The sequence below is a fragment of the Paenibacillus sp. FSL R5-0636 genome (assembly GCF_037974255.1).
Classification (GTDB): Bacteria; Bacillota; Bacilli; order Paenibacillales; family Paenibacillaceae; genus Paenibacillus_AQ; species Paenibacillus_AQ odorifer.
Map to the genome: position 1 here is coordinate 5,913,375 of NZ_CP150232.1, position 26,482 is coordinate 5,939,856.

Here is a 26,482-nt window from a genome sequence, read left to right on the forward strand (position 1 = left end):
CAACCTTCGTTACCCCAGATCACATTTGCCCGCACAAAGCAGCTATCGGACACCCCTGACCCTAAAGGCAGTATAATCCCATATTTTACTTACTTACGGACCCCAAAGCCGTTATTAGCATGCCAAACCCCAAATATGAACCTCTTCATAGGGAATAACGCCACTGGTGTCCGAATTTCCCCGATAAAGGTTATATATTTGCAAATAACGTCTGCGGGGTCCGTAAGCCTCCGGGGATAATTATGATCGGCGGCGGAGTTGCAGGCTTAATGTAGATCTAGCTAATGCGAACTTCTAAACTTAGATACTCACCCAATAACCACACCTAAAAAAGGCTGTCGCAAACGTAGAAAATCTACGGATGCGACAGCCCAAAAGCTAAAGTATCTTTACAACTGATGTATTACAGATTGTACAGGTTGTAGATCAAGACCGCTGCCTCTGCACGGGTGGTAACACCTTGTGGATGAATCCGCAAGCCGTCTCCCTTGATCAGGCCAGCACGTATTAGTGCTGCCACACTGTCACGTGCAAATGCTGATACTTGCTGGCTATCCGTGAAACTGGACATTGAAGCTCCGTTGCCGGCTGGAAGCTGTCTGCCGGCTGCTGCAATCGCTTTTGCAGCCAGTGTCATCATTTCCTGCCGCGTAACAGAAGCGTTAGGATCAAAGCTTCCATCTGGACGACCAGTGGTGATCCCCAACTGCTTCGCCATAGCCAACGCTTCATATCTGTAATCGCCAGGCTGCACATCTGTGAAGCTTTCTGCACTATCTCCTTCCAAGCCAAACGCTTTTATAAGCAGGAGCACAAAATCTCCCCGCTTCACTTCCGCTTGAGGCACAAATTGATCCTCTGTCATTCCGTTGATGATGCCTTTAGAGCCAAGCACCTCAATCGCATTGCGGGCCCACTCAAATTTGCCGATATCCCGGAATGTCTTCTCCGTAAAGGTGATACTGTACGTACCAGAGAGAATTCCTGTAAAGGAAACCATCCCCGTAGCAGCGTTATATCTGCCACTTGGAACAACCGTTAGAATCCCCAACGAATTCAGACTATGAATCGTTATATGTCCTTCTTTACCACGTTCTTCTGATTGTGGAGTATACGGCAGGGACACCTTAACCCGCATGTCAGAACTGTTCCATACGGCTTCCTTGCCATTGATAGTTACGCTCAGTTTAAATTCTGGGCGAGAATCTGAATCCACCTTGGTTATCGTAATTACCCATGGGGTTCCTGCCTCTTTTGCCGCTTGTTTCAGCAGACTACCTGGCAGCTCCAGCACACCAAATTCAGTATGAACGACCAATGAAGTCTTATCATCTGCAAAGATTATACCGTTTGGCAATTGCAGCTCATAACCCTTAGCTTTAGCTACTGCCGGTATATCAACAGTAACCGCTGAAGTTGCTCCACTTAAGCCTGCTGTAGCAGCCTTTTTCAAGCTTTCCAGGTCTATACTTGCTCTTGCCGCACCGGTATTACTGTTCAGCACTGGTGCTGCTGTAAGGATGGTGCTGCCTGTTACACTGCCTGCATTTCCGCTTGAATCCCCCCCTGTTGTTCCGCTGTTGCCACCACCTGAGGTACCCCCGCTTCCGGAAGTTGGTGCTGTCGTTGGCTGAGTAGTCGGTTCAGAGGTTGGACTTGGGGTTGGTTCAGGCGTTGCTGTTGGTGTAGGTGTTGGTGTTGGTTCAGGTTTATCCGCAGAAACGATATATTCAAAACTGGAAATATCACTTGGCTTCCAGCCCTCTTTTACAGCAATCGCCTTAATCGTCTTGCTCTTGCCTACATAAATCACTCCACTATACAGTTCGCTGGCTGCTGTAGGTACAGTGCCATCCAACGTGTAGTGAATAGACGCTCCAGCTGTAGCTGTAGTTAACTTCACAGCAACCTGCCCTGTATAAGTTCCCCCGGCAGGATCAGCCTGCGGTGCTGACACCGTCTTCATATCAACCGCTCCGCTGATCACATACGTGAATGGAGCTACAAAACTGTTCTCCATGCCCTCTTTTACCGCTATCGTACGAAGAACTGTGACTCCTGCTGCGTCAATAGTTCCGGTATAAAGTGGACTGTCTGCTGTAGGCAACGACCCATCGGTTGTGTAATGAATCTCTGCTCCTGATGTCGCTGTAGTAAGGCTGATCGTTTGTAATCCGCTGTAAGCTCCCGGTTTCAAAGAAGAAACAGGTAAGGAAGTCTTTGAATGAATCGGCTGCTCTCCTTCTTCCGTCCGTTCAAGCGTGAACCAATCTAGATTGGCACCGTCATTATTGAAGTTCATCCGTACTACCTGTTTTCCTTGCGCAAGTTGTACGACACCACTCGCCAGCGTGTAATTCGACCAGCCACCTGTAGTAGGCATAGGCACTGTCGAGAGTTTTGTACCATTTACAGATAGCGTAGTGCTTACTCCGCCTTGTGCTGTAGCATACCGATATACGATTTTATAAAATCCGGCTTCAGTAATATCAAGCATATAATCCATAGAACCGCCTGCAACGGTAAACCCGACATTTCTAAAATCCAGCACATCGCCAGTCATGGTACTCTGAATTCCATTGGGTGTAGCATCGTAATAATTCTCGGCTTCCACTTTCAAAGAACCAGTGCCATCCATGATTACTTCAGTATAAGATTCTATTCTAATACCACTAAGCTCGTATCCTGCTGATCCAGCTTGCAGGCGCAGCTTCTGTTCACCAGCCTTCAATTGAAGAACGGTGCGTATGCCAACGGTTTGCGAGTAAAGATTCGGCACATCAACGGTTCTTAATGTCTTCCCATCCTCCGTTTTATAAATAATGCCCTTAGGAGCACCATTCGCGGAAGTCACGGTAAGCGTAAAAGCATAGTTTCCATCCTGCGGCACATTTACCCAGTAATCAATGCTGTCTCCAGCATCAATGCCGGTCAGCTTCGCTCCACTGCCTTGGCCGCTGACTGTGATACCTTGAAGCTGGTAGAATTGATCGAGTGCGTTCAAACTTGTGACTTCTATAGGTGCTGTAGCACTAGTTGTTCCTAAGAGCTTAACCTCCGCACGCAGCACGCCACCACTTGAATCGGCATAAACATTTGCAGGCACATTCACGGTAAGCTGCAAATCACTATAATACGGGGTATGATCATTCCATGCCAGCGTCAGCTTCACATGGGTTGGGTCAAGTAAGGCAGCTGCCCCAATACTTACATGCCCCTGATCCCTACCTGGGCCAGAGACAGAGATGCTCTGAATGGCATCAGGATTAAATGTCCCTCCTGTAAGGCTGACTACCAATTCATTCCCGTTCACTTGATATGGAAGAGCACTCGGAGAAAGACTGATGCTCTCTTCGTCGTTGATTGCTGTAACTATAAGTGGCAATTTCAGAACATGGACGCTGCCAAAAGACTGATTTGATTCTGTCTGATACACATCAGCGGTAACCGTAAGCGTACGATCAGTGTCGAAATCAATAGCTCGCGTCCCCGCTAATACGACCTTCGCTGTATAATCATCCACCCGGTATACGCTATCCACAACCGTTCCCTCGTAACCTTCAATAGACCAATAAGCGGTATCCAGTTCAGGTGCATATTTGTCATTTACTAGCTTGACGATAACTTCTGCACCCTCCTCATTTCCTTCTACCAAAGCAGTCTCCGATTGAAGCGCGGGTCCGATCGTAAGCGACTGCAGATGAAATCCTGTTCCATTTACCTTCATGGTCAGCGTCTGCTCCCCGGCAGGCAAGGTTACTGTTCCATTAGCTATTTGCCAATTGGACCATCCCCCCGTCTTCGTCAAAGCATAAGTCGCTGCCGTTACCGTTGCTCCATCCTCTCCCGTCAGCAGTTCCAGCTCTGCATCATCCTGATTAGTAGCATAGGAGATCAGGAGTGGGTAGGTACCGCTGGCAGGTACATTAATCTTGTACTTCACCCAATCGCCGGGGTCAGTATAACCCACTGCACCACCCGTTACTAATACACCTGAAGCTGTCGTGTAGTCTTGTCCTTGAAGCACAACAGGAAGCTCATGTGATCCGGAAGACGCTTGGCGTAAAACTAATGAACGGATATTATAACCGTTCCCGTTCGTCTTCAAGGTGAGCTTGTGAATGCCCTTGTTCAGAGAGATCAAGGATTGATAATCTGCAAAATCGGTCATACTCTCCGTCTGCTGCACAATTGGAAGCGTAGCAATAACCTTACCATCTTCACTAATCTCCACCGATTTTCCGGCGCCATCGCTGAATTGAGCGGCATGCTTAAATTGAAGTGAATATTTACCGCTTTCTTTAACATCAATCACATAGTCGAAGGTGGACGAGGCGTCTGGCGCGAACCCGCCAATATAACCCTGCTCATTTACAGTGTAAACCCCTTGCGCTTCTTCAAAATCAACAGCATTCACTACACCCGGCACCGTCTGTATACCATTCAGACGTTCCCAGCTATAAGTGCCCACTGATTTCGCCGGCAGCACAGCACTAATTTGCGCACCGTCCACTAGCAATTTGAACGGCTGTGGATCCGACGTCTGGTTGATCACTACCGTCACAATCTCTTTTCCATCCGGACTAGCAAAAGCTACGTTCGTTATAGTGCTGCTTGAGCCGTAGTCACTATCAATCCGCACGTACCCCGGTTTAACGAATTTCGTAAATTGGCCCATCAGATAATATTCTGGCAGCAGCCAGTAATGGTTACGGTCTCCCGAATCCTGCACAATCGGGGTTGGGTCTGGCGTTCCGGTCCACTGATGGGAGGCAATATCACTGTCCAGCATCGCTACCCAGGAGTTATAGCTGCGGGCCCAATTACGGAAATATTGGGCAATGCGGTCTGCGCCTGAGGTACCCCAGACTGCGCGTTCGGTCAAATATACATTTTTGTCAGGATAGAGATTATGGAGCTGGGTCATCAGACCAAGGTCACCGCCATAATCATGAAAAGCAGTTCCGTCCACCGCATCGTAGGCACCTAATTCAGGATTGCCTAGGATTTGTGCTGGATAGGCCATCGTGTCACCAGGATTATGATCAAATGTCCACAGCTTCACGTCTTTAAAACCATGTTCATCTAATTCCTTCCGCAGCAGTTTAGCCAGCTGTGCTTCTTGCTCCCACGGCATTTTGGTGCTTGGATATTCAATTTCCAGCAAAGGTTCATTCTGCAAGGTCAAACCTTCAAAGGTAATCCCCAGCTTCTCGTACTCCTGTACGAATTTGAGATAATATTTGGCCAGTACAGGCAGATATTCATCCTTCACTTGGCCTTTGATCATACTGTCTGTAGTCTTCATCCAACCGGGCGGGCTCCAAGGTGAAGCAAAAAACTTAATGTCCGGATTGATGTTTTGAATTTTTTTAACCGTGCTGATGATATGGTAGTCAATGTCCTTTTGGATGGAGAAATGCTCCAAATTAATATCGGTTTGTCCTGGAGGCATATCATCGTAGGTATAAAATTGTTTATCTGTAAAGTCAGCCGTCCCAATCGTCAACCGTAGCATACTCATTCCGATCCCAGATACAGGATCAATCATTTTCCGCAGCAATTCCTCCTGCTTCGCCGCAGACATCTTCGCCAAATTATTAACCGTCGATTCCTCCATGGAGGTACCGATCCCTAGAATAGATTGATATTTCCGGTCCGGATCAATATGGATCTCTGTACCTGCCTTCACGTCGGGAACTACAATATCCAGCTTCGTCTGCTCTTCCAGCTTCAAATCACCCTCTTGATAACGGTCAGCATAATACCATTTCCGATCGGAAGGATCTCGCTCACTCGATACCCAGGAGCTAACTACATCTGATTTAATAACATCTTTAGTGCTTTCCCCGCCATCTCCGGGATTTGATGGATCTACAGGCACATCACCTGTTCGAGTGAAGCTCACCCAGTTCAGGTTGATATCCCCACCGGTGAATTCCAGACGGATCTTTTGCAATCCTGCCTTCTTAAACACAACGTTTTCTACAGCTTTCGTCTGCCAATTCTGCCAGCCACCTGTTGAGGTCACGCTTAATGTTCCTAGCTTGGTTCCCTCTGCTGATTTGATGTTGATGCCTGTAGTGCCACTATTAACGGAATAGCGGAAATCGGCTTGATACGTACCTGCTTGCTCCACATTCACGTTATATTCGAGCCACTGTCCAGCCGAGGTATAGCCGACATCGAGACCGCCACCTATATCCTGCGTATTTTCAGTTTGCAGTCCTGCGCTTTTGTTCAAAAAGTCCTCTGCCTCAATTTTGCCGGGAACCGGCAGTGAAGGAATCTCTGGAGCTTCCGGATCGACAGGAGCAGTTGGAAGCTTTGGTGTTTTCTCATTTTTGGTCAAGCCATATCCTGTTTTGAACAACACATTAGTACTGTTATTGTCTGCCGGATAATTGTTCAAAGCGAATGGCCAACGAATTGGATTTTTGCCTACAAAATCCTTAGTACCAAATAACACATCAGCTACTCCAGCACCCTCTGTACCTGGTAGCCAAGCTGCCACAAGCCCATCCCAATCTTCCACTTGGCTGGCTACCGTCATTGGACGTCCAGACACCAATACAACGATAAGCGGAATATTAGGATCAACAGCACGTATATTCGCAAGTGTCGCCAGATCCTGCTCATCCAGATTCAAGCTGGTCCGGTCGCCATCGGTCTCGGCGTAAGGTGTCTCACCGATAACTGCGATCGCTGCATCATAACCAGCAGCCCCACGCCCATTAAGGTTATATGTGACCGTTGTAGAAGCAGGAACAGCCTCCTTTATCCCTTCGAGAATCGTCGTGCCTTCAGTTATATTGCCCGACTTCCCTTGCCAAGTGATCGACCAACCACCGGCTTGGTTACCGATATTATTAGCGTTTTTACCTGCTACGAATATTTTATCCATCCCGCTTAATTGGGATAGAATTGGACTTCCATTTACCTCATCGTTCTTCAAAAGAACAAGCGACTCCGCCACAGCTTGGCGGGCTAATTTGCGGCTTTCTGCTGAGCCAAATGCACTCAACAGATCCGGTTCGCTTTTGGGATGCTCGAACAATCCTGAAGCGATTTTGACATGCAGGATACGTTCTGCCGCATCATCTATGCGCTCAGTAGTAATTTTACCTTCGCCTACAAGTTCTGTGATGTACTTAATCGTATCCTTCCAAACGGTCGGCATCATGAACATATCGACTCCGGCGTTTACGGACACATACAGCTGGTTCTTCAACCCGCTAACTGCTTTGCCCTCGCTATCCACTGTGATTTGCTGCACAGCGTTATAATCCGAAATCACGAAACCGGTAAAGCCAAGCCCGCCATTTTTCTTGTCACCCTTCAAAACATCGGTCAGTAAATGTTTATGGGCATGCATTTTAAGACCTTGGATGCTGTGATAGGAGGCCATAACCGTCTGCACCCCTGCGTCTACAGCTGCTTTATAAATTTTCAAATCCTTATCCATGATCTCTTGCTCGGTATATTTAGTGATGTTGCCTTGATTTACACCATTATCCGTATAACCTTCACCTAGATAATGTTTTGCTGTTGCCGTGATTGTATCTGTCCCTGCCAATGCAGCAGCAGTCCGTCCTTGCAGTCCAAACACATAAGCCGCACCTAGTTCTGCTGAAATATCCTGATTATCACTAAAACCTTCATAGGTTCTACCCCATCTTGCATTATGAGGGGAGGCTATCGTTGGGGCAAATGTCCAGTTCGCTCCTGTTACGGCTACTTCCCTAGCAGCAGCTGCACCAATAAGCTCAGTCAATGCGGGATCATTAGCAGCCCCTAGGCCAATATTATGCGGAAAAAGCGTTGCGCCTTTGACATTGTTATGTCCATGTACCGCATCCACCCCATAGAGCAGCGGAATGCCTAATCTGGTAGACAATGCACCATCCTGATAGCTATCTATCAAGTCTCTCCAGTTATCGCGGGTACTGTCACTTTCTTTTCCGTTAGGGAATGAGCCTCCCCCGCTGAGTACAGAGCCAAGAGCATATTTCTGTACCTCCTCAGGAGTGACGGCAGCTCTTTCTGCTTGAACCATCTGCCCAATCTTCTCTTCCAGCGTCATTCGGGATAATAGATCCGCAGTGCGCTCCTCCACACTTTTTGTGGGATCATAGTACACTGGAACTCCTGCGGCATCCGCTGCGGCCCGTGGTATACCCGCCTCAAGCACATTCAAGAATAAGGATGATAGTAAAAGCGCCACCATGAATATTGATAATCTTCTTTTCACGCCTGAATCCTCCCCCAATACTGTTTTGTTGGTACGGATGACTACGCCTATGAATGGAAGCGTATACATGATGTAAGATACAGGCTTATTATGCTGGAGCTATCTGGTAAAAGACATACAGCATTTTTTAAATACTCTGTTCCGTTTTTGCAAATTTAAGGACTTGCCCGGCTCAAATTATGATTCCAGCAAAAAAAGGCTCTCTCATTCGTAGAATTTCTCTACTGTGAGACAGCCTTTTTATTGTGACTATGAAATTGCCTTACAGATCGTCATCATCCAATCGTGCCGATTTACGGGACAAGTATCCTTTAAACAGAAAGACTACCACAACACCTGCCGCTAAGGTAAAGACCACTGGCATCAGACGGTCACCTATGGAAGCTAAGAAAGGTAATCCAAGAATCAATGCCACAACCAGATGCGCACGGAATACAAATTGTGTCGTGTTGTCCGCCTTACTGCCTTCAGGAAAAGGATACACTGTCAGCCAAAAAGACTCGCTATGCAATTTGCGGAGTGCCGACAATTGAACACCAATGATGAACAGGAAGAACAAATAAATTCCGGTGCCAAAGTAACTATCACGGTTCCACCAATTCAGCAGCAGAGCCAGCACCGATATCCGCATAATGATTCCAAAGATATCGCCCCGGGCAAAGCTTTTGGTTAGCAGATACCGATAAGCAGTATCCTTACGCCAAGGCAGCTTAGCGCCCCATTTGGAAAGATAACGGCGGGAATACACCCGTTGCTCACGGCCCGGTACATCCACGAACCAGCCCAGAACCATCAGCGCACGTGCACCTTGATTGTTTTCCATGGCGATCAGTCTTTCCCATGGCACAGCGTGACGTCCGGGCACAGACAGTGCAGCAAGATAGGCTGCTGCCAATAACACCATAAATATCAGGCTCGGGCCGGCAGGCTGCCACAGCCAAGCGGCAATAATCAAACCTCCAACTGCCCAGCGCAAGAAAGCAAACACACCTGCCATCGGACGTGACAGCATAGCTATCTCTTTCCATAATCCATAGCTCGCGATCAGCTTCACAGCAATCAGGATCAACACTGTAAATAAAAGTCGCTTAGGAGAATCATCTGTACGTATGTACAACGGCCAAAGGGTGATCAGTACAAATAACAAACGAATGATCTTCCACACGTTTCCACTGACCCAGGAGGGTGCAAAATATTCCTTCATGCGGTGACCCTGAGGCAGCAGAAAGATCGTATCCGGGGTCTGCAAATAGGTTCGGAAGCCGCTATGCACTGTCGCAGGCAACAGTAATGCTAACATAATCCAGCGAATGGGAATGCCTTCAGGTACATTTTGTAGCAGCGATGTATACCAAGCAGAGAAGACAATCAACACGAACAGGAAAACCATGGCTACGCCGCTTTGAATGATATATCCCACATAAGGAAGCATGCTTCCCATGAATCGACCGCGCCGCGTGCGCCGCAGCTCTTTCAAATCCATATTATTTCCCTCCTTGAACCAGCTCGTAGAACAGCTGCTCCAAAGTCAGCCCCTGATGCCCGGCAGTTGCCGCTATTTCCGCCAACGTACCCTGTGCAATCACCTTACCTTTATGCAATACAATAAAACGGTCGCAATAATTCTCTATTGTGGAAAGAATATGAGAGCTTAACAGAATCGACGATCCAGAGTTCTTTAGATCCATCATGAAATCAAGCAAGGAGCGGATACCTAGCGGATCCAATCCTAAAAAGGGCTCGTCGATGACATATAATGCAGGTCGTGCAACGAAAGCGCACATGATCATAACCTTCTGTTTCATCCCTTTGGATAGATGGGTCGATAGGGTGTCCATCTTATCCTCCATATGGAACAGCTTGGCAAGATGCGAGGTGCGGGATTCATAATCCTTTTGATCTACCCCATAAGCTCTGGCAGTAAATTCAACATGCTCACGAACCGTCATTTCGTCATACAGTAGCGGCGATTCCGGTACAAAAGACAACGCATTATTGTATCCAACGGGATCTTCAGCACGCGTCTTGCCCTGTACGGTGATATCGCCCTTATGGGGCGACATCAATCCTAGAATATGCTTCATCGTCGTACTTTTTCCTGCTCCGTTTAAACCAATCAAACCAACCATTTCGCCAGGCTGCACCTGAAGTGCAATATCATGCAGCACTGGCTTATTCAGGCTGTACCCACCACTGAGACCCGTAATTTGCAATACGGGAGCATTATTCATTGACCGTCACCTCTCGGAGTTTTGTCTTTCAACCACTTTGGAGCTCCTTTATTTTTACGGTTCTTCTCACGTTCCGCATTGCTGCTGCGTTTGCTCCGTGCAGGAGTCGCATCTCCGCGTGCTCCCGCAGAAGGATTCACGCTGCGCTGTGGATCGCGCTGTTGTTCTCCGCTTGTTGTTTCACTTGTGTTAATCGTAGCCATTCTTTTGGCAGGCGGTGTACCTGCTCCAACGGATGGCGACTGAACATTGGAGGCTCCAGATGTGCTTACAGGCGGCTTGCCGCTGCCTGGAGCGGATCCATCACGGCGTTGCCCACTGCCTTCACTACTCCGTCCCCGTCCATTGCGCAAAGCGCTGCGCGCTTCATCTGCTGCAAGCACCTTACCACCGACCATCTCCCGCTCCTCAAGCGCAATATCCAATTCGCGGGCGAATTTCCGCATGATAAAGGTTTGTTGCTCTGTAACAATCGTTACAGATAAGCCGCGGCGTCCCATCCGTCCGGTACGGCCTGCACGGTGTACATAATGTTCAGAATCAAAAGCCGGATCGTAGCTAACTACCAAAGAAAGATTCTCAATATCCAGTCCTCTGGCAGCTACGTCACTGGCAACAAGCACACGAAATTTACCTTCCCGGAAACCTTTTAATACATTGCTGCGCGTTACCTTATCGGCATCTCCGTAGAGTGCTGCCGCAGTAAGCCCAAGATGATTCAGCTTAGCCTCAACCTCGGCAATATCATCTGTAGCATTCACGAACACAATCGCTTTATCGGGATTGTAATGGCGAATCACCCGGCGCAGCATGTCCATTTTGTTACGCTCTTCAGCAACAACATAATGATGCTCCAAACTTTCAGCTGTCATTACACCTGGAGCAATTCCGACCTCTGCCGGGTTCTTCATTTCACGATTAGCCAGCGCTTTCGTCTCTGGTCCGATCGTTGCCGACAGCATAACGAGCTGGCGTGAACGCAGCGCACTGCTGACAATTTTTGTAACTTCGCCAGCTCCGCTAAGCTGGAACATTTGGTCCGCCTCATCCAGAACAATAGTACTGACTTCATGCATCTTCAATTTACGAAGTCCAATCAGCTCGCGGATCCGCCCAGGCGTTCCCACAACTAGCTGTGGATGCTCACGCAGCTTGTCAATCTGGCGTTTGATTGCGGCCCCGCCAATAAGACCCATAACTCGGATTCCGCGCTGTTCGCCATAACGTTCCGCCTCGCGTAAGATTTGCATCGCCAGCTCCTGTGTAGGGGCGAGCACCAGCTTTTGGACCACCTTCTGCTCCGGATTAATCGTTTGAAGCAGCGGCAATAGATAGGCCAGCGTCTTACCCGTTCCAGTCTGGGAAGCTGCAATAACATCTCTTCCCTCTAGTAGAAGCGGTATTGTCTGCTCTTGTACCGGGGATGGAGCGTTAATGCCGAATTCCGACAACCGGGCAATGAGGTCTTCCTGAATGCCGATAGCCGCAAAAGAAGCTTTATTCATAAGTGTAATTCATCCTTTTCGCTTGAGATAATATCTTCATTATATGCCAAAAAGGCCTCTCCACCAAATGGAAGGCCAATAAAGCTGACAACAGGGTCTATTTTCTGTTCATCGCATTATAAGTAAGCTTGTCCGCCAGGCGAGGAAACAGCCCGTAAAGCCGTATGCCAAACCCTGCCAGACCCGGAAGATCGAGCTCTTCTTTGCCGGTCTCCATAACCTTAACGATCTTGGAAGATACATGCTCTGGGGTCATCATCATCCGGGCTACACTCTTCTCATAATTGCCAGACGGGTCAGCCGTTTTGAAAAAATCGGTGGCAATCGGCCCCGGGTTCACAGCCGAGACGATAATTCCACTCTTCCGCAGCTCCTGACGGAGCGCATTTGTGAATCCGAGTACAGCATGTTTGGTAGCTGTATAGGCTACGGACTTGGCTGTGCCTATCTTCCCTGCCATGGAAGCCACATTTACAATCTGGCCGCTTCCCCGCTCCAGCATATGTGGAACAACAGCCTTCGTGCACCGGACAATCCCCATGTAATTAACATCCATCATATCGTCAAATTCATGAGGCTCCATCTCCGTAAAAGCAGCAAATTTGCCGTACCCTGCGTTATTTAGCAAAATATCAATTCTGCCATATGCGGCCAAAATTTGTGCGAAGGTCTTTTGAACACCTTCAGCATCTGTTACGTCACAGGTGTACAGTCCAAAAACGCCCGGGATACCGGCCGCTGTTTCTTTCAGCTTCGCTTCAGAACGTGCTACCAGGACGGGGATTGCCCCCTTTTTACTAAGCATCTGTGCTGTTAATGCACCAATGCCGCTTGACGCTCCTGTAATCACAACAACCTTATCTTTGAGTACCATGAAAAGTATTTCAGCTCCTAACTCTTGCCTAAGAGATCATCACCTGAATATCCATCTCTCCAACCCCATCCATCAACAACGGAATACTAAGCGCTTTACGAGGCATAAAAGACATGCTTTCCATCTTCATAATCTGAGGAGGACTTATATCCACCGAAACACCTTGATTATATAGAATGGTACTGGCATTCCCACTGATCATATTGCTCAGCTCTGAAATCGCACTTTGACCCATCTCATCCATCTCGGTGATCACAAAGCCTCCCATCATAATCGATACCATTCGCAAGGCTACCTGCTCCGCGATACCAAATATAATATTTCCGCTCAGTTGGCCTGTCATCCCTACTTGAATCCATATATGATTATCGATCAGTTCAATTTCTTTAATGCCTAAACTCCCCGTAGAAGGCGAGACCTGAATTACTTGTTCTATAACAGTCCGTGCAGACTCTAGAAACGGATTAATTACTTCTGCTTTCATGAATGTCTAGTCTCCCCCTTTATCGTGCTTTGGTCATATACCAAAAGTCCCAAGCAATATGGATATATTATACTTTATATATCGGCACAATTCAGCAAAAATTAATGCATATGTCGAATTCAAACCCAAGATAGTTTACGCAGCAACATTGCTCTGCCGGGTATTATCTCCTATAATTTAAACAAATGCCAACGTGGAACGTAAGATATTAACGCAATTACACATCCAATTCGATGGTCCAAAGGAGGTATTCCATGAACATCAGCCAGCTGGAGACACTAATAACAATTTCCAAAACGATGAGCTTTCGCAAGGCCGGAGAACTGCTTAATCTGACCCAACCAGCGGTTTCAGCACAGATTAAGAGCCTTGAAGAAGAGTTCAAGACTCAGCTGGTTGACCGAAACCAGCCTGTTACATTAACGGATAGAGGGACTGTCTTTCTGGAGCATGCGGAACAAATAGTGAGGATTGTCGAGGAACTTAAGGAACGGCTTGCAGATCTTGATGAAAATCCCCAAGGTCATATAGTTCTAGGCACAACTACCTCAATCGCCATTCAAATTTTACCGCGTATTCTATCTTATTTTAAAGACCAGTTCCCCCATATCAAAACATCAATTTCCTCTATGTCCTCATCACAAATTTATCAGCATGTCGAAAACGGCATTGTTGATGTCGGCATCGGTTATTTAATTGGACGTAGCCCGGGCATGTCTACTTCCATTTTGTATTATGATACCTTCGAACTGGTGGTCTCTCCCAGACACCCTCTCGCTCAAGTGAAGACCGCTGGGATAGAAGCCTTAAGCAAGACCCCGCTAATTCTGCTCTCACCAGATACAGTGGGCCGTAAATTTGCGGATGAGGTTCTGAACAAACATGGCATTCAACCTCAGGTCATTATGGAGCTGACCAGCAGCGAGGAAGTGAAACGGATGGTCGAGCTCGATTTGGGCGCCGCCATTATTTCCAAGCAGTCAGTAACCGCTGAGGTTCGAGCCGGCACCCTCAAAATTGTGCCAATTATTGAGCTGGAAGTCACCCATCCTGTTGGCGTGATCACAAAATCAGGAAAATACGTAAACTCTGCTATGAGGCAGTTCCTAAGCGATCTTAAAGGCATGCCAGAAACCCAATTTATCGGGTCTGAATAAATCCCACCCACAAAGTGGAACCGATTACTTCTGAGCTGATTGCATAACCTTGTTTAAAGGAGATGTTCTTGATGAAATTTGATTTACACACCCACCATTTCCGCTGTGGCCATGCTGACGGAACGATTAGAGATTATATCGAAGCTGGGATTGCCGCTGGATTGGGAGTTATAGGTATTTCCGATCATACTCCCTATTTCGGAGATCCATCCGATCAGGCTTTTCCCAAAATCGCAATGGCTAAATCCGAATTTGCTAATTATGTAGATGATGTTCTCTCCCTCAAAAAAGAGTACGAAGGCGTTATCGACGTACTGTTAGGCATCGAATCAGATTACTTCCCCGAACATGCTGAGATATACCGTAAGACATTATCCGCCTACCCTTTTGATTATGTGATTGGATCGGTACATAGTGTTGGTGGAGTCAGCATTTTTAACAAAGGGCGCTGGAAAAACCTTAGCAAAAATGAGAAGATCCGCGTGAAGTCTGAATATTACCGGTTAATTGCTGATTCCGCACGCAGTGGTATGTTCCAAATACTCGGACATATTGATGCGATGAAGGGGAATTATCCTCCTTTTTCCGAAATCCCTGCACCTCAGCCGATTGACGATTGTCTGCGTGTAATCAGTGAATGTGGCGTGGCCATCGAAATCAATACCTCAGGCGGGACTAAGCTGGTCGGCGGCTGGTATCCCTCTGAAGATATTCTGGAGCGGGCACTACATTTTGGCGTAGAGGTTAGTTTTGGTTCGGATGCACATAAGCCGTCCCGGGTCGCCGAGGATCGGGATGCGGTAGCTGCACAGCTTAAAGAAATAGGCTTTACACACTGGGTTTATTACAAGCAGCGCCAAAAAGTCAAAGTTTCTCTGTAAACAAGCTTAAACGCCTTCACCGTCCCTATAAGGACGGTAAGCGTTTAAGCGAGAAATTAAATAATGCACCAAGCGTTATTGGTTTAGGGGCAGGGTTCACCCTCCGTTAAACCAATCTCAGCTTGGTGCATCTTTTTGTTTATTTACAGATTATCACAGCTAAAACCTTGTTGTTTCAGCGTACGTTTCGCATCTCCATATTCCGGGTTGATATCATAAAAATGAGCAATCGTACTGGTCCAATCTCTCTCCGTCATCCCCTGCTGCTGCAAGAATTCACGGTGGGTTTGATTATACGCCTCCAAGAGGCCTTGTACGTCCGGATTGTATTGCTCCTCATGAAATATAGCTTCCAGTGGCAGCCGCGGCTTCTGAGAAACCTCCTCCGCTGGGTATCCCACGCAAAGGCCGACGACAGGGAATACGTACTCCGGCAGCTTCAGCAGTTCAATAACACCCGCTGTGTTGCGTCGCACACCCCCAATAGGAATGATGCCCAGTCCCATGGATTCCGCCGCTGCAATCGCGTTAGACAATGAGATTCCCACATCTGTAGCTCCAACCAAAAGTGCATCCACATCTTTCACGGCTTCAAAAGACTTGCCTTCCAGCTCACTAGCTACTTTAGCTCTATAAAAATCCATGCAAAATACCAAAAAAACCGGTGCTGCCGCTACATGCTTCTGATTTCCGCACAAAACTGAAAGCTGCTGCTTACGCACAGGATCTTTGATGGCGATTATCGATACCTGCTGTCCATGAACCCATGACGGTGCGGCTTGAGCCGATTCAATCATAATTTGTAGCTTCTCTGGCTCCACAGGCTGGTCTGAATATTGCCGGAAAGAACGATGATTTTTTAATGTTTGTACCACTTCATTCAAAATGTTACGCCTCCTTGGTCATTCCACTCCATAGTATGTTAATCATAAACGATCGGATTCGGTACTGCCAATCACTTACGCTACTCTTTTCAATCAAAAAAAATGGACCCGAATCATCGGGTCCCAAAGCAGTATATTTTTAAAAGGGGGTCATGTACTTAGTTTAACCGCACACTGTTAGAGTTTGATAACGGCATTATTTCATTTGTGTAACAATGTGAATACTTTCATTACATCGTCCAAGGAGCCGACTTTGGGCATCACCCGCTCCAGCTTCATACCGTTCTTGAGCATCACACGTTCCGATCTAATATTATCTCCTGTGCAGCGTCCTTCGATCCTTGTTATCCCAAGGGTATGAACACTATAGTTCAAAAACAAACCCACGGCCTCCGTCGCCAGCCCGCATCCCCACCATGCCGGGTCCAGCATATATCCTAAGGTAGCTGTGCCCTCACGGCGGTTCCAATTCTGCAAAGCCACTATACCGATCAACCGCTGCTGCCCCTTTAAATAGATCCCGGCATGCAGCGCACAAGGATCGAAGGCAAATAACATCCGGTTTACCAGCTTCTCCACCTGGGCAGATGCTGATCCAGGGCCAGAGCGTACTAGAATATGGCGCTGCACATCTGGATGGGAGAGCAGCTGCCGCAAAGCTAAAACATCCTCAGGCATGATCAGCCTCAGATCAACTGCTAAACCATGTTGTGTCTCTAACAACACTGCTCCATAGGTGCTCATCTTCTCTCCCCTTCCGTGCAGCTAAAATTCCAGCCTAATCAGCTCATGGACCGATGCAGCGTCAGAACCGTTAATTCTGGCCTACACAATAACCGAAAAGGCATGTAAGTCTCTCCAAACCCTCTATTCACATACACAGGCATGGCTTTGTCTTCTGTATAATACAATCCATTTATGTATTTAAGAGATCCATAAGGTGTAAATGGCGCACCTATAAAGGGCAGGCGAATTTGTCCGCCATGACTGTGCCCGGAAAGCTGTAGATCAAATGAATAGGCCTGTGCTGTATCCGCATAATCCGGCTCATGCATCAAAAGGACGTTAAAGGTTCCTTCTGGAACACCAGTAATGGCTTTCGCTGGGTCGGGTTTACCGTGTAACAGATCATCCAGACCCGTAACCGCCATGACTGCCCCGCCTCTTTTTAGAAGGTAGGATTTATTCCTCAGCACCCGGAAGCCCGCAGACTCCAGCAGCTCGGTAACCAGCTGGGTATTCTTGTAATCATGATTGCCTAATATCGCAAATTTACCCAATGGCGCACTTAACGCTGCCAGCACCGGTATGGCTTCAACAAGATCCTCAGGATCGCTGTCCACAATGTCACCCGTGAAGCAAATAAGATCCGGTTCAGCTTTGCTTATATGTTTAGCGAGTCGGGCCAGATCCCTGGCATCCTTATTAAATCCGAGATGCGTATCACTGAAATGAACAAGCTTCATCCCTGAAAAAGCGGAAGGAAGCTCCTTAAAACGCAAGTCCAGCTTAGTGACCTCAATCCAGTTCGGCTCCCCCTGCCATGCATATCCGCTTGTAAGCAATCCTGCGCCGATTACAGCAGCCGCACTCCGAGTCAGGAACTGCCGGCGGGTAATTGTAGACTCGCTACCAGAACGCCCCTTAGAGGGGTCCTTGTGGATCTTATCGCCATTCTTATTGGGAGAAGCCCCAGACGATTGTATCTTCATAGGGAGATTCTCCTTTCTTTACCTTTTCCCCGAAAAACAGACGGTCCAAATAATAACTTATATATTATTTCGGGCAGTTAGAACAATCCGGCATTCTTCTTCCGGAGTTTCGCTGTAAGCGCGTGCAATCCCTTTTTTTGCGATTTCTGATTTTTGAACTCGTCTCAGCATAAATGCTACTTCCAGGTTTTTTACAAAAGGAAACGGTTCAAGCATTAACGTTGACTTATCCTGCCACTCCGCTGTGATAACACGACCTGACGTAAAACTGAAATCTTCAGTGCCTGAGAACCCTTCACGCCACCATGGATGCTCCTCTGATTTCGAACACCCCGGCTCATTTAAGGCCAAATACAAGGACAGATCATCGCAAAATTCTAAAAGGCGGGCATCATAATACAGCTCATCTTCTCCGATAGGCTTAGAAGCTTCAAGCTCCCGATGGATACGTGCTCTGCGTTCCTCTTCATGTTCTTGATATAACGTTAGTTCTGGATAATCGAGTCCCGAAATCTTAATAAGCCGCTCAAAATGCAAGCTGCACAGCAACGCTCCGTACGGTGTGTGTTCCTCGATCTCATCTAATCCACGCTTATAAAAGGTCAACTTAGGCACTACAGGAAAATCAATAAAGGTGTAGGGTGCTTGCTCCGCATCATTCCAGAAAGGGGTCTCATCGAGATCAATCCAACCCCTATCATGCTGGGCTACTGCCCACAGTACCTCTTCCCGGCGTCCTTCAGTTGGCACATGCTGCTCTTTGAACCCAATGGCCAGCTCTCCGGCAAGTTTCCCGTGATCATGCTGCTTAACCATTACAATTGCTCCATCTTGCTCCCGACAAATCACGATTATTCCTCCTTGTTCCACAGCTAACATTACGTTAACAATGGATATTATAGCATAAATTGGTCAATATTCTGAACTTACTCCAGCCCTGCAAGACTTTCCCGCCTCAAGCAGTTAAGAGAGTCTTAACAACATAAAAAAAGCTACCCCCAGCGAATGGAATCCACTTTGAGGATAGCTCAATAGATAAACATTTGGCGGTACTATTAATTACACACCTAACCAACGTTTGAACATATGCTTCGTTGTTTGCTTGTTTATTTCTGCAATAGATGTCGTAAGAGGAATCCCCTTTGGACAAGCGCGTACACAGTTCTGTGAGTTACCACAGCCATCGATCCCGCCATCCTCCATAAGAGCGTCCAATCTTTCGTCAGCGTTCATTTCACCTGTAGGGTGAGCATTGAACAGACGTACTTGAGAAATGGCTGCCGGTCCGATGAAATCCGTCTTTTCGTTGACATTCGGACAAGCCTCCAAACATACGCCACAGGTCATACATTTGGATAATTCATAGGCCCACTGCCGTTTTTTCTCCGGCATCCGCGGTCCCGGTCCAAGATCGTACGTACCGTCAATCGGAATCCATGCTTTCACCCTTTTTAGCGCATTGAACATCCGGGTACGGTCAATGACTAAGTCACGCACCACCGGAAATGTCTTCATAGGCTCAATGCGTACAGGCTGCTCCAGATTGTCTATAAGTGCAGCGCAGGCTTGGCGGGGTTTGCCATTAATCACCATGGAGCAAGCTCCGCACACTTCTTCTAAACAGTTGGAATCCCAGCATACGGGAACTGTGCTGTCACCTTTGGCATTCACAGGGTTACGCTGAATTTCCATCAAAGCACTGATCACATTCATACCTGGACGATAAGGAAGTTCAAATTCCTCGACATACGATGAACTTTGTGGATCGTCCTGGCGGGTGATGATAAACTTTACGTTTTTGGGAGCTGCAGCTGTTTCCGCCATAATGGTTCCCTCCTCAAATTGCCTGATTTTATTTCATGAAGCTTGCCTCGCAAGCTATTCTGTTACTGGAAAGCATTAATCCTTCGAATAATCGCGTACCCGTGGAGGAATCAGCGAGACATCCACTTCATCGTAGGAGATTTGTGGACCCTCTGCAGTCCAGGCTGCTTTTGTGGTCTTCAAGAACTCCTCATCATTACGATTTGGGAATTCCGGTTTGTAATGTGCACCACGGCTCTCATTCCGCATAAGCGCTCCAAGTGTCATCGCTTCGGACAGCTCCAGCATATTCCAGAGCTGGCGAGTGAAGGCCACACCTTGGTTATTCCAGCGCGATGCATCATTCATATTGATCTTGCGATAACGCTCCTTAAGCTCTTTGATTTTGCCAATGGTCGCTTCCAGCTTCGGATTGTGCCGCACCACGGTCATATTGGCGGTCATCCATTCGCCCAGTTCCTTGTGAATCACATAAGCATTCTCTGTACCTGACATCGCTAACAGAGATTCATATTTGTCCGTTTGCTTTTTGTGGAAGCTATCGAATACGGAAGAAGAGATATCCTGCGATGATTTCTTCAGGCCTTTAATGTATTCAACAGCCTTTGGTCCTGCGACCATACCGCCGTAAATAGCAGATACCAGTGAGTTGGCGCCTAGACGGTTCGCTCCATGATATTGATATTCACATTCTCCGGCTGCAAAAAGACCAGGAACGTTCGTCATTTGATTGTAATCAACCCACATGCCGCCCATAGAATAGTGTACAGCCGGGAAGATCTTCATTGGTATTTTACGGGGATCATCCCCCATGAATTTTTCGTAAATTTCAATAATCCCGCCAAGCTTCACGTCCAGCTCTTTCGGATCCTTGTGAGAGAGGTCCAAATACACCATGTTCTCGCCATTAATGCCCAGCCCTTGATCCACACACACATTAAAAATTTCACGTGTAGCAATATCGCGCGGCACCAAGTTACCGTAGGACGGATATTTTTCTTCGAGGAAATACCACGGTTTCCCGTCTTTATAAGTCCAGATACGGCCGCCCTCGCCACGTGCCGATTCCGACATCAGGCGGAGCTTGTCATCTCCCGGAATAGCGGTTGGGTGAATCTGGATAAATTCTCCGTTGGCATAATGTACGCCCTGTTGGTACACCGCACTTGCGGCTGTCCCTGTATTAATAACGGAGTTCGTTGTTTTGCCAAAAATAATACCCGGCCCGCCGCTTGCCAAAATAACAGCATCCGCAGGAAAAGTCTCAATCTCCATCGTCTTAAGATTCTGGGCACTGATGCCGCGGCATACACCTTCGTCGTCGATAATAGCCGAAAGGAACTCCCAGTTCTCGCGTTTAGTTACGAGACCTTCAGCTTCCCACCGGCGCACCTGCTCATCCAACGCGTACAGCAGCTGTTGGCCTGTTGTCGCGCCGGCAAAAGCTGTACGGTGCCGCTTCGTTCCGCCGAAACGACGGAAATCGAGCAGACCTTCCGGTGTGCGGTTGAACATAACGCCCATCCGGTCCATAAGGTGAATGATACCTGGCGCAGCTTCACACATCGCCTTAACCGGCGGCTGATTCGCCAAAAAGTCACCGCCATAGACAGTGTCGTCAAAATGCTCCCAAGGGGAGTCGCCCTCACCTTTTGTATTTACCGCGCCATTGATGCCGCCTTGCGCGCATACGGAGTGTGATCTTTTTACAGGAACTAATGAGAATAAATGGACATGCGCACCAGCTTCCGCTGCCTTGATGGTAGCCATCAAGCCGGCCAGACCGCCGCCCACGATAATGATATCGGATGTTGCCATGATAGTTCACTCCTTTTATCGAAAATATCAGAAAGGATTCTTAAATTAAATGAAGGTCTTTATGGACTGGGCAATAGTTGCTGCAGTTTGAAATTCACTGTCACGGAAAGTAACCAGCGAAATCAGGAACATGAACGTTACTAAGACAAATATGCCAAGACAGAGGTAAGAAGATACCCGCTGTGCACGAGGACCGACGGTAATTCCCCAGCTGATTAAGAAAGACCAGAGACCGTTCGAGAAGTGGAAGCATGCAGCAACGATACCGATAATATACAGTGTCAGCAGAAGTGGCTGAGTCACGATATCGTGCATGAGACCGCCTAATTCTTCGTGCTCCACATTACCCACTGCCACCTGAACCCGTGTTTGGAACAAGTGCCAGACGATAAAGATAAAGGTAACAATACCTGTAATCCGTTGCAGGGTATAACGCCAGTTTCTTTCAATGTTGAAACGGTTCAAGTTCGGCTTGGATTGATACGCAATATAAAGTCCGTATACCCCATGGTACAGCAGAGGAAGCCATATACCGAACAATTCCAGGAAGAAGACGAGCGGTAAGCTGTTCAGCCATAACACGCTGTCAGTGAAACCGGAAGCGCCACCCTCTACAGCCGCAAAATTCGTCATCATGTGCTCAATGAAGAAGGCTCCAAGTGGGATAACGCCTAGCAAGGAATGAATCTTTCTGGAATAAAATCCTTTCATACAAAGTAACCCCTTTCCGATTAAAACAGCGTTTTCATTAATGGGTATTCACCGCCGGAACTACATTTGACACAGGATAACGTTGACAATCCAATGACATAATTCCTTAATTTACCGTTATCCTAGAGTTTACCGGACTTAGTTTTATTTTTCACAAAATGTGAATATCTTGTGTCACTTTTCATGTTACTCTTTTTTCGCTTATAAGGGAATTGCAATCTAATTATTAAACGTTATACAATAAACGCATAAGAATAGATTTTATATGATAATAATTCTCATTTAGCGAAACAACATTTTCCGACATAACCTGATTTTCCTTATGTAATAAGAACAGTTACTCTTACGGCTATGAATTTCATCACTACTGATCGTACATCGCATTAGGAGAGGAACTCAATTATGTTTGACGATTTAGATGTTTTTGCAGCAGTTGTGGAACATTCCAGCTTAAACCGGGCCTCACGCCAGCTCAATCTATCCCAGCCCGCCTTGTCTCGCAAAATTTCTAAACTCGAGGAACGTCTGGGGGTCGCACTGTTTAATCGTTATGGCAAACGACTGGAGTTAACCGAGGTTGGGCGTCTCACTTATTCCTATGCGCTTGAACAACGGCAGCAGCGTTCCAAGTTTCTGGAAGCCCTTTCTAAATTCAAAGAGGGGGAGCCAAGGCTTGTCACCTTGGGGGCTAGTCTTACCTCACTGCAGACCACGCTTCCGCCGCTGGTTAACGCTTATATGGACAAATATCCGACCGCAGAGCTGAAGCTGATTACAGGCCGAACGCATGAGATCGTATCCTCAGTTAGTGAGGGGAAATCAGATGTAGGTCTGATCGCTTCCTCTATTCAAGAACCCGGGTTACGCTGCATTTCTCTGTTTGAGGATCAATTGCGACTGGTCGTCTCAGAGCAGCATCCTTTAAATTTATCTTCCAAGCTAACCATGGATAATCTATCCCGGCTGCCTATGATTCTCTTCTCAAAGGGTACCTGGTACCGGCGCCTGACGGACGATCTATTCCAGCGCTGCGGGATTGATCCCGATGTGCGCATGGAGATTGACTCCTTCGAAGCCATCGTGCGGCTGCTTCCGACTGTCAAAGCGGCTGCGTTGCTGCCAAAGTCTTATCTGCGTCCAGAGCTGCTGAACGGCGGCGGACTGGTGTCCTTACATATCAAGGAGCTGGAGCAGACTCAACGGACCACCTGCCTGATTTACCGTGACGATGGAAGCATGAGCACGGCGGCTCGCAGTCTGGTGCAAGTAACCGAAGAGATGTTTCTGACAGAACGTGAGCAGTAAAGCCGGACCAAATGAATCAAGGGGCGCACCTATTGATCTCCAAATGAGGCAATAAGTGAAGCACTTATCGAAAAATTAGGGGATTTCTCCCTAAAATTCAGAGATTTTTGTTCATAAGACTTATAATTAGGGAAAACTTCCCTAATTTTTGGCCGATTCAGTAGCTAATAAGGAATCCCTCTAATTATTAGGGAGAAATTCCCTAATTTCGTTCATTTAGAGCGAATAGCGGCTGTTTTCAGGGAAGTTTTCCCTAATTAGTTCACACCCACTCTGTACATCGTACAAACAAAGAACGCATCTCGCCCATAGTCCACTGTCACAGATACCACAAATCATCTACTACAGCCGTACGAATATCACACCTAGTAACTCGCCCACCACACACCCCAATAGCACAGATCACTACGCGTGATCTATAGTCATATGGCATAGTAAAATCCATTACTTTTCCTACTCTTTACTCCATAAAAAAGAAGCTGCCCCCCAAGTAGAATTCACTACTTTTGAGTCAGCTTCTTTTACTATGATTCTTGGTTCACAACTTCACTCTCAAAACGGTCAATACTTTCATTAGGACCAATGAGTACCATAACATCGCCTTCACTTAAATAATCATGGGCAGTTGGAGCGACGATTATTCCGCTTTCCCTATTTAGGGCAACAATGCTGCAGCCATATTTAGCTCTTGTATTTAAATCGGACAAGCTTCTGCCGTTCATGCAGGATGGCACGGTCAGCTCGACAATTTTATAATCCTTGGACAGTTCAATATAATCCAGCAAATTGGGCGTCACCAGCTGGTGTGCCACACGAATCCCCATATCCCGCTCCGGAAAAATAACCCGATCAACCCCCAGCCGCGACAGAGCGCGGCCATGAAGGATGGAGATTGCCTTAGCCACCACTTGCTTAACTCCAATCTCCTTTAACAAAATGGCCGCCAGAATGCTTCTCTCCATATTGTCACCAATCGCAACAATCCCACAATCAAAGTTCCGTACACCAAGCGAGCGCATAATTCCCTCATCTGTAGCATCTGCTACTACCGTATGCGTCAGCTGATCGCTCATTTCCTCCACGCGTTCTTCATGGTGGTCAATGCCGAGCACCTCGTAGCCCATTTCCATCAGCTCAAGCGCCAGGCTTGAACCGAAGCGACCTAAGCCGATTACTACAAATTGCTGTGCTTTCATTTCTAATTAACTCCTATCCAATAATTATTTTACCTTCAGGATACTTATACAGTGGTTTACCCTGTTTGGGACCGAGTGCATACGCCAAGGTTAGTGGACCTAGCCGACCTGCAAACATCGTCAGACAGAGTAGAATCTTACCGATCGCTGACAGTTCCGGAGTTAGCCCCATAGTCAGTCCTACCGTAGCAAAGGCGGAGGTCGTCTCAAACAAGATTGCCAAGAAATTACTGTCTTCAGTTGTGGAGAGTATCATCGACACAGAGGCGATTAACAACAAAGCCAGCAGTGTGATCGTTAATGCCTTGTAGATGCGCTCTTGAGCCAGCCGATAACGGAACAACACAACATCTTCCCGTCCACGCAGCATAGCAATAACAGCACCAATCATCATCGTAAAGGTTGTTGTCTTGATCCCGCCGCCCGTTGAGCCTGGAGAAGCACCAATAAACATAAGAATCACTATAAAAAATTGTGTAGCCTGCCGAAGTCCAGCAATATCAACTGTGTTCGCGCCAGCCGTACGGGGAGACACGGATTGAAAGAAGGCTGATAATATTTTACCGCCAAAATTCAGTGAACCTAGGGTACGAGTGTTAGTAAACTCGAATATAAAAATAACCAAAGCTCCGATCAGAATCAGCCCTGTGCTGGTGGACAGGACAACTTTACTATGTAGAGACAGCCTGCGGGTTACCCGAAACTCCACCAGATCTGACATTACAATAAAACCAATCCCGCCGGAGACAATCAGAAACATCACAATAATATTCACAAGCGGATCATATACATAATCAGTTAAACTGCGAAAATCCCCAAAAATATCGAACCCCGCATTATTAAACATAGACACCGCATGAAATACGCCAAAATAAATCGCTTTTCCAAGTGGCATATCAAAAGCCCAGCGAATAGACAGCAGCAAAGCGGCACAGCCTTCTATGACAAGAGAATATATAAGGACTCTCCGGATCAGTCGCACAATTCCTTCCATAGAGCCTTGATTCATGGCTTCCTGTAGGATTAGCCTGTCCCGCAAAGAAATTTTACGCTTTAACACCAGTGAAAATAGAGTGGCCATGGTCATAAAACCTAAGCCGCCGATCTGGATCAGGATCATAATTACGGTTTTCCCAAAAATCGTGAACGAAGTTCCGGTATCCAGCACAACAAGCCCTGTTACACAGGTTGCCGAAGTTGAAGTAAATAATGCATCAATAAATTCCACGGAATTCCCGCTTGTGCTTGAAATGGGCAACATAAGCAGCAAGGCCCCTATCAGAATAATCGATGCAAAACCAAGCACCAGTATCTGCGGCGGCGAGAGCTTCAGAAACTTAAATTCAGAAATCCTGCGAAACTGTGAAGCCACTATGCTCACCTTCTTATCAAAAATTCCAACAAAAAAAGCACTGGAAAACCAATGCTAACTTGGTTCCTGCAGTAAATTAGCCTACGAGGTTAGCTGACGGATTCGGACTGTGCAGGCTGCCCTATTCGTTCCTAGAACGAAATTCACCCCTGATGAAAGTGCCATTTATCTTGTACACTCCACTTTTCATCACTTCTTATGGTTCCCCCGTTTTCACCAGAAATTCGGCTACTATACAATTGCATACAAATTATATACGTTATTTAGTGAATTCACA

At 47.1% G+C, this 26,482-nt stretch carries 18 protein-coding genes and 1 riboswitch; of the genes, 3 read left to right on the forward strand and 15 right to left on the reverse strand.

The genetic code is table 11. The annotated features are described in order from the left end of the window. Nucleotides 1-403: 403 nt before the first annotated feature. The 6 genes from MKX34_RS27090 to MKX34_RS27115 all read right to left on the reverse strand — a co-directional run bounded on the left by MKX34_RS27090 (nucleotide 404) and on the right by MKX34_RS27115 (nucleotide 13,345). Nucleotides 404-8,251 (reverse strand): glycoside hydrolase family 3 N-terminal domain-containing protein, encoded by a 7,848-nt coding sequence (locus MKX34_RS27090; RefSeq protein WP_256717605.1) that lies wholly within the window; start codon nucleotides 8,249-8,251, stop codon nucleotides 404-406. A gap of 262 nt (nucleotides 8,252-8,513) precedes the next feature. Beyond that, nucleotides 8,514-9,734: an ABC transporter permease gene (locus tag MKX34_RS27095; protein WP_038573169.1), complete on the reverse strand. Its 1,221-nt coding sequence runs from the start codon at nucleotides 9,732-9,734 to the stop codon at nucleotides 8,514-8,516. Nucleotide 9,735: 1 nt separating this feature from the next. Then, nucleotides 9,736-10,482: an ABC transporter ATP-binding protein gene (locus MKX34_RS27100; protein ID WP_036679788.1), complete on the reverse strand. Its 747-nt coding sequence runs from the start codon at nucleotides 10,480-10,482 to the stop codon at nucleotides 9,736-9,738. Further along, nucleotides 10,479-11,987: a DEAD/DEAH box helicase gene (locus tag MKX34_RS27105; RefSeq protein ID WP_038573172.1), complete on the reverse strand. Its 1,509-nt coding sequence runs from the start codon at nucleotides 11,985-11,987 to the stop codon at nucleotides 10,479-10,481. The genes MKX34_RS27100 and MKX34_RS27105 overlap by 4 nt, the downstream gene beginning before the upstream one ends. A 97-nt stretch (nucleotides 11,988-12,084) precedes the next feature. Continuing rightward, nucleotides 12,085-12,861 (reverse strand): SDR family oxidoreductase, encoded by a 777-nt coding sequence (locus tag MKX34_RS27110; RefSeq protein ID WP_036679791.1) that lies wholly within the window; start codon nucleotides 12,859-12,861, stop codon nucleotides 12,085-12,087. 28 nt (nucleotides 12,862-12,889) lie between these two features. Then, on the reverse strand, nucleotides 12,890-13,345 hold the full coding sequence (locus tag MKX34_RS27115) for a chemotaxis protein CheX (protein ID WP_036679793.1): 456 nt from the start codon (nucleotides 13,343-13,345) through the stop codon (nucleotides 12,890-12,892). Between the two features lie 254 nt (nucleotides 13,346-13,599). Here MKX34_RS27115 and MKX34_RS27120 point away from each other — a divergent pair, with 254 nt between their 5' ends. Together MKX34_RS27120 and MKX34_RS27125 are read left to right on the forward strand one after the other, a co-directional pair. Beyond that, entirely contained in the window at nucleotides 13,600-14,502 is a 903-nt protein-coding gene (locus MKX34_RS27120) for a LysR family transcriptional regulator (RefSeq protein WP_038573173.1), read from the forward strand. 71 nt (nucleotides 14,503-14,573) lie between these two features. Next, on the forward strand, nucleotides 14,574-15,383 hold the full coding sequence (locus MKX34_RS27125; protein ID WP_076296378.1) for a histidinol-phosphatase: 810 nt from the start codon (nucleotides 14,574-14,576) through the stop codon (nucleotides 15,381-15,383). A 143-nt stretch (nucleotides 15,384-15,526) separates the two neighbouring features. Here MKX34_RS27125 and MKX34_RS27130 read toward each other — a convergent pair whose 3' ends face one another. The 7 genes from MKX34_RS27130 to MKX34_RS27160 form a co-directional block, all read right to left on the reverse strand. Continuing rightward, nucleotides 15,527-16,258 (reverse strand): NADPH-dependent oxidoreductase, encoded by a 732-nt coding sequence (locus MKX34_RS27130; RefSeq protein WP_256717607.1) that lies wholly within the window; start codon nucleotides 16,256-16,258, stop codon nucleotides 15,527-15,529. 210 nt (nucleotides 16,259-16,468) lie between these two features. Next, nucleotides 16,469-17,011, reverse strand: a complete 543-nt coding sequence (locus tag MKX34_RS27135; protein WP_051491088.1) for a GNAT family N-acetyltransferase — start codon at nucleotides 17,009-17,011, stop codon at nucleotides 16,469-16,471. Nucleotides 17,012-17,049: 38 nt separating this feature from the next. After that, the gene (locus tag MKX34_RS27140) at nucleotides 17,050-17,979 is read right to left on the reverse strand and encodes a metallophosphoesterase (RefSeq protein WP_081383869.1); all 930 of its coding nucleotides are present in this window, start codon (nucleotides 17,977-17,979) and stop codon (nucleotides 17,050-17,052) included. Between the two features lie 57 nt (nucleotides 17,980-18,036). Then, entirely contained in the window at nucleotides 18,037-18,828 is a 792-nt protein-coding gene (locus MKX34_RS27145) for a DUF3891 family protein (protein ID WP_076296377.1), read from the reverse strand. 210 nt (nucleotides 18,829-19,038) lie between these two features. After that, complete coding sequence (gene sdhB, locus MKX34_RS27150) at nucleotides 19,039-19,803, reverse strand: succinate dehydrogenase iron-sulfur subunit (protein WP_036679800.1); 765 nt, start codon at nucleotides 19,801-19,803, stop codon at nucleotides 19,039-19,041. 75 nt (nucleotides 19,804-19,878) lie between these two features. Then, a complete protein-coding gene (gene sdhA / locus MKX34_RS27155) occupies nucleotides 19,879-21,621 on the reverse strand; it encodes a succinate dehydrogenase flavoprotein subunit (RefSeq protein WP_076127961.1) in 1,743 nt (580 codons plus the stop codon). 45 nt (nucleotides 21,622-21,666) lie between these two features. Further along, entirely contained in the window at nucleotides 21,667-22,332 is a 666-nt protein-coding gene (locus MKX34_RS27160; RefSeq protein WP_036679804.1) for a succinate dehydrogenase cytochrome b558 subunit, read from the reverse strand. A gap of 402 nt (nucleotides 22,333-22,734) precedes the next feature. Here MKX34_RS27160 and MKX34_RS27165 point away from each other — a divergent pair, with 402 nt between their 5' ends. Next, complete coding sequence (locus MKX34_RS27165) at nucleotides 22,735-23,637, forward strand: LysR family transcriptional regulator (protein WP_036679806.1); 903 nt, start codon at nucleotides 22,735-22,737, stop codon at nucleotides 23,635-23,637. A gap of 524 nt (nucleotides 23,638-24,161) precedes the next feature. Here MKX34_RS27165 and MKX34_RS27170 read toward each other — a convergent pair. Together MKX34_RS27170 and MKX34_RS27175 are read right to left on the reverse strand one after the other, a co-directional pair. Further along, a complete protein-coding gene (locus tag MKX34_RS27170) occupies nucleotides 24,162-24,833 on the reverse strand; it encodes a TrkA family potassium uptake protein (RefSeq protein ID WP_036679808.1) in 672 nt (223 codons plus the stop codon). Between the two features lie 13 nt (nucleotides 24,834-24,846). Next, nucleotides 24,847-26,205: a TrkH family potassium uptake protein gene (locus MKX34_RS27175; protein ID WP_235219432.1), complete on the reverse strand. Its 1,359-nt coding sequence runs from the start codon at nucleotides 26,203-26,205 to the stop codon at nucleotides 24,847-24,849. Nucleotides 26,206-26,269: 64 nt separating this feature from the next. Then, nucleotides 26,270-26,445, reverse strand: a riboswitch (cyclic di-AMP (ydaO/yuaA leader). Nucleotides 26,446-26,482 lie beyond the last annotated feature (37 nt).